This window comes from Massilia phosphatilytica (assembly GCF_977014125.1).
The window spans coordinates 1-5,062 of record NZ_CDRNIL010000154.1 but is presented as its reverse complement, the minus strand read 5'-3'; the positions used below and the strand labels follow the sequence as shown (position 1 = coordinate 5,062).

6 protein-coding genes are annotated in these 5,062 nt (G+C 63.9%); 2 read left to right on the top strand and 4 right to left on the bottom strand.

All coding sequences use genetic code 11. The annotated features are described in order from the left end of the window. Positions 1-126 precede the first annotated feature (126 nt). A complete protein-coding gene (locus ACWNCF_RS05510; protein ID WP_449406320.1) occupies positions 127-282 on the bottom strand; it encodes a hypothetical protein in 156 nt (51 codons plus the stop codon). Between the two features lie 95 nt (positions 283-377). Between ACWNCF_RS05510 and ACWNCF_RS05505 the strand changes: the two genes are divergently transcribed. Continuing rightward, positions 378-965 (top strand): hypothetical protein, encoded by a 588-nt coding sequence (locus tag ACWNCF_RS05505; protein WP_449406319.1) that lies wholly within the window; start codon positions 378-380, stop codon positions 963-965. Here ACWNCF_RS05505 and ACWNCF_RS05500 read toward each other — a convergent pair. From ACWNCF_RS05500 to ACWNCF_RS05490, 3 genes are all read right to left on the bottom strand, one after another. After that, positions 884-3,529 carry a TonB-dependent receptor gene (locus ACWNCF_RS05500; protein WP_449406318.1) on the bottom strand — a complete coding sequence of 882 codons (2,646 nt, stop codon included), beginning with the start codon at positions 3,527-3,529 and terminating at the stop codon, positions 884-886. The genes ACWNCF_RS05505 and ACWNCF_RS05500 overlap by 82 nt on opposite strands. Before the next feature lie 98 nt (positions 3,530-3,627). Beyond that, complete coding sequence (locus ACWNCF_RS05495; RefSeq protein WP_449406317.1) at positions 3,628-3,918, bottom strand: hypothetical protein; 291 nt, start codon at positions 3,916-3,918, stop codon at positions 3,628-3,630. A 17-nt stretch (positions 3,919-3,935) separates the two neighbouring features. Beyond that, the gene (locus ACWNCF_RS05490) at positions 3,936-4,637 is read right to left on the bottom strand and encodes a hypothetical protein (RefSeq protein WP_449406316.1); all 702 of its coding nucleotides are present in this window, start codon (positions 4,635-4,637) and stop codon (positions 3,936-3,938) included. 116 nt (positions 4,638-4,753) lie between these two features. On the opposite strand from ACWNCF_RS05490, the gene ACWNCF_RS05485 reads away from it, so the two are divergent. Next, positions 4,754-4,957 (top strand): hypothetical protein, encoded by a 204-nt coding sequence (locus ACWNCF_RS05485; protein WP_449406315.1) that lies wholly within the window; start codon positions 4,754-4,756, stop codon positions 4,955-4,957. Positions 4,958-5,062 lie beyond the last annotated feature (105 nt).

The following is a 5,062-nucleotide window of genomic DNA, read 5'->3' as shown; positions in this document are numbered from 1 at the left end:
AGATCGTGCCGCCTCATTGTGTTCGACAAGAACGGCGTGCTGCAGAAGGCGACTTATACGTACCCGGCCGGCGGCCTGGGGCGAACAATTCTCGGCCGGCGGCCTGGGCTTCCAGTCCGACACCGGCTATGACGCCAGCCGCTCGCAGACGCGCGAGATCGCCTGGAACTTCAAGTGGAAGATCAACGACCGCTGGACGGTCCAGAACGACGTGCAATGGGTCCATGCGACGAACAGCAGCGAGGGCGGCGTCATGACCCTGGGCACCTTCGTGCCGAGCATGGGCATCGACCTGTCGCACAATCTGCCGCAGGTCACGTTCGACGACCAGTCGCGCGCCTTCCTGGCTGATCGCAACAATTACTACATGAACTTCAGTGATGCCGTCGCTGAGCAAGGCGAAAGGCGACCTGTACACGTGGAAGACGGACGCCCGCTTCCGCTTCGACGACACGGTGCTGCGCGACCTGCGTTTCGGCATGCGCCTGACCAAGCGTTCGGCGACCCACGTCGACGGCAGCGGCGCCGGGCTGGAAGAGCATTGCCGAGCCGTGGAACGTCGAACCAGACGGCCGTGCCGGGCTCGCCGCCCGATCCCGCGTCCAAAGGCTGGGCAGTCGCGCTCAAGACCTTCGGTTCCTTCAGCGATCCGCGCTACCGGCAACTCGGTACCGACGACCGCGCAGACCCTCCCGAACTTCTTCAACGGCAAAGTCCCCGCGATGCCGACGATGGTGACGCCGACCATGGCCTTCACCAAAATGTATCCGGCCAGCTATGCGCTGGTGACGAAGGCGCTGGGACTGGAGTGCCAGGACGGCAACAAGTACTACGGCACCACCAACGATTGCTCGACGGCGGACGGCGGCTGGAAACCGCTGACCTACGACGGCGATCCGGCCCAGACCAGCCGCCGAGCAGGAACGCATCCGAGCGCCGGGCAATACTTCAGGTTGAACGGATGATATAAATCCTGTTTGCTGTCGATGTACGTGTAGTTCGCCGCGATGCCGAAGCCCTTGGCCCAGGCCGGCAGGAGACGGTCCAGGCCCGGCACATGGTCGAAATAGGTCTGGCCCGCCAGTTCCGCGCCCGTCACCGAACCCTTCGCCACGTTGTCCGGTCCCGTGATCAGGAAGCTTTGCGAATTGCCCGCCAGGTCCTTGTAGCTGCGCGTGAAGCCCGTGTTCAGGATGATGTCGCGCACGTTCTTGCGGAACAGGGCGAGGGTCAGCGACGAGCCGCTGCCCGGATACCATTCGAGCGTCCAGTCGAAGCTGTTGGCGCGGATCGGCTTGAGGTTGGCGTTGCCCTTGTCGGTGCCCGAGTAGTTGATGCTCTGCACGTTGCCGCTCTCGGTGCCGGTGCCCATCGTGATGCCCTGGCTCAGCGTGATGTACTCGTTCAGGTCGTTGAAGGCCGGACGGTACATCGACTTGGCGAACGCGAAGCGGGTTTGCAGCTTGTCCGTCAGGTCGGCCTTCAGGTTCAGGCTGGGCAGCACGTCGATGTACCGGTTCGACGCATCCAGCGGCTCGTTGATCGTGCCGAATTGCGGGACCACCGGCGGCGTCGTGGCGCCATAGGTCGGCTTGAAGATCGTGTAGCCGTGCGACACGGAACGCGTGCGGACCACGCGCACGCCGGCGTTGCCTTCGACCGGGAAGCGCCATTCGTCGTAGCCGAAGCGCAGCTGCGCGTAGGCGGCCTCGGTGCGTTCCTGCTGGCGGCTGGTCTGGGCCGGATCGCCGTCGTAGGTCAGCGGTTTCCAGCCGCCGTCCGCCGTCGAGCAATCGTTGGTGGTGCCGTAGTACTTGTTGCCGTCCTGGCACTCCAGTCCCAGCGCCTTCGTCACCAGCGCATAGCTGGCCGGATACATTTTGGTGAAGGCCATGGTCGGCGTCACCATCGTCGGCATCGCGGGGACTTTGCCGTTGAAGAAGTTCGGGAAGTTATACGCGGTCGTCGGTACCAAGTTGCCGTAGCGCGGATCGCTGAAGTAACCGAAGGTCGAGCGCGACTGCCAGCCTTTGGACGCGGGATCGGGCGGCGAGCCCGGCACGGCCGTCTGGTTGACGTTCCACGGCTCGGCAATGCTCTTCCAGCCCGTGCCGCTGCCGTCGACGTGGGTCGCCGAACGCTTGGTCAGGCGCATGCCGAAACGCAGGTCGCGCAGCACCGTGTCGTCGAAGCGGAAGCGGGCGTCCGTCTTCCACGTGTACAGGTCGCCTTTCGCCTTGCTCAGCGACGGCATCATGAAGTTCATGTAGTAATTGTTGCGATCAGCCAGGAAGGCGCGCGACTGGTCGTCGAACGTGACCTGCGGCAGATTGTGCGACAGGTCGATGCCCATGCTCGGCACGAAGGTGCCCAGGGTCATGACGCCGCCCTCGCTGCTGTTCGTCGCATGGACCCATTGCACGTCGTTCTGGACCGTCCAGCGGTCGTTGATCTTCCACTTGAAGTTCCAGGCGATCTTGCGCGTCTGCGAGCGGCTGGCGTCATAGCCGGTGTCGGACTGGAAGCCCAGGCCGCCGGCCGAGAAGTTGTTCGCCCCCAGGCCGCCGGCCGGGTACGTATAAGTCGCCTTCTGCAGCACGCCGTTCTTGTCGAACACGGGATCGAGCAGCACGGAATTGTAGGGCACCTCGACGCCCGTAAACGTGGCGTTTTCGACGCCCGCCGTCCGGTAGCCCGAGTGGAAGTACGTCAGGGCCGATTCCATGCCGTTGTTCTTCCACTGCAACGCGCCATAGATGCCGGCGCGGTCGTTCTTGCTCGTGTTCGTGCGGAACGACGCGGACTTCGGCGCCCAGACGGTCTGGCCGGCCACGATGTCGGTGCGCGGGAAATACGCGTCCAGCTGGACCGTATCGTTGTGCGAATTGGTCCGGTTAGCCGACAGGTCGATCAGCGCGCCCCATTGCCCGGTGCCGGTTTTCCAGCGCTTCGAGACCAGGCCGGAGACCCCCGGCGACTTCTTGCTGCCCAGTGCGTTGTAGTTGCCGTTCACCGACAGGGCGACTTTACCGTCCTTGTAGTCGAACGGCAGCGCGGTGCGCAGGTCCACCTGGCCGCTGACGCCGCCTTCGATCAGTTCGGCGGGCGGATTCTTGTGCACGACCACCGCGGACATCAGTTCCGGCGGTACGTCGCCCCAGCTCAATTCGCGTCCCGGATAACCGGCCGAGAACGATTCGCGTCCGTTCAGCGTGGATGAGCCCCACGACAGGCCCCGCACCGAAATGCCGGACCCTTCGACGGAAAAGTGTTCCGGGTCGCCGCGCGAACGGTTGCGGTCGATGGTGACGCCGGCCACGCGCTGCAGCACCTCGGTAATCGACTTGTCCGGCAGCTTGCCCGCTTCTTCCGCGACGACGGCGTCGATGACCTCGTCGGCGTACTGCTTGAGCTTCTGGGCCGACTGCATGGCCGCGCGCTGGCCGGACACGACGACCGTCTGCGTGGCCGGGTCGACGGCCGCCGCGGCGCCGGCCGCTTCGGTTGCGCCTGCGCCGCGCCGCCCCACACCAGCGCCGCCTGCGCCACCGCGAACGACAGCGCGGTCATCCTGATCGGTTTCCTCACGATCTTTGTCTCAATTCTTGTCATTATTTATGTCCTCTGTCATTGGAAGGTGATGGGGCCGGCGAGCGTGAGCTGGGTCGCGTAGGTCGAGGTCGTTCCCGGGTTCGGCACGGTGAGGTTCACGCTGTTCGCTACGAAATTGATTTTCGAGATCGGGTAGTCCTGCAACTCATTCCAAGGATCGAGCCCCGCCATACCGCACGATTCGCTGATCGTGAACTGGTCTTTAAGGTTGATGCTGTAGTCCGTCGCCGCCATGGACGTCGGTGACAGCGCCGCCTGCAAGGTCACGTTGCAGTCCTTGTCCGGGTTGGTGCCGTCCGGCACCATCGCGTGGTGGCCGAGGATCAGCTGGACGTTGACCTTGTTGTTGCTCGAGGTGAACCAATCGGCGTTCTTCGCGCGAGATTGAACTTGATCATCGCCTGGGCATCGATATGCATGCCGACCGTCGTGTCGGCGCCCTTGACGAGATCATCCAGGCCGGCAGCCAGCACGTACATGTTCCAGCCGCTGCCGATCCATCGATTGCCGTCGTTGGGTTGCGGCAGCTTGACATTGAAGCCGAACGTCATGCTGCTGCCGTCGGCGGCAACCGTCGTCGTGCACGCGCCGTTGCACCACCAACCGTTCTCGCTGGTGTACGCGCTTCCGCCGGCGCCGCCGTTCTCGTTGGTATGCGACGTGTCCTTGTAGCCGCTCAAGAACGTCAGCGCGGGCGAGGTTGCGCTGCCGATCGGAATGTTCTTGGTCGACGTCGCCGCCGCATAGGTGTCGTCGCCGGCCTGCGTGGCGGTGACGGTGCAGATCCCGTCGGCGACCTTGGCCAGTGCGTTGCCGTTGACCGTGCAGACCGAAGGCGTGCTGGACGCGAAGGTCACGGTCTTGCCCGCGACGCTGGAGGTTGCGGCCAGCACAACCGGCGTCGCATCCAGCGGCTGCGCGCCCGGATTGCGGAAGACGATCTTCTGCGGCTGTTTGGGAATGACGAAAAGCTGATTCTCCGACGTCGCGGCGTAGCCATTGCCGCCGGCCTGCGTGGCGGTCACCGAGCACTCCCCCGCTTTTACCAGCGACAGCGTGTCGCCGTTGACGGTGCAGGTGTCCGGCGACGGACTACAGCATCAACCTTAAAGACCAGTTCACGATCAGCGAATCGTGCGGTATGGCGGGGCTCGATCCTTGGAATGAGTTGCAGGACTACCCGATCTCGAAAATCAATTTCGTAGCGAACAGCGTGAACCTCACCGTGCCGAACCCGGGAACGACCTCGACCTACGCAACCCAGCTTCACGCTCGCCGGCCCGTGGCCATGACAGAGGACATAAATAATGACAAGTACGACGAAGATCATCACAATACAGGATGACCGCGCTGTCGTTCGCAGTGGCGCAGGCGGCGTGGGGCGGCGCGGCGCAGGCGCAAACCGAAGCGGCAGGCGCGGCGGCCGTGGACCCCACACGCAGACAGTATG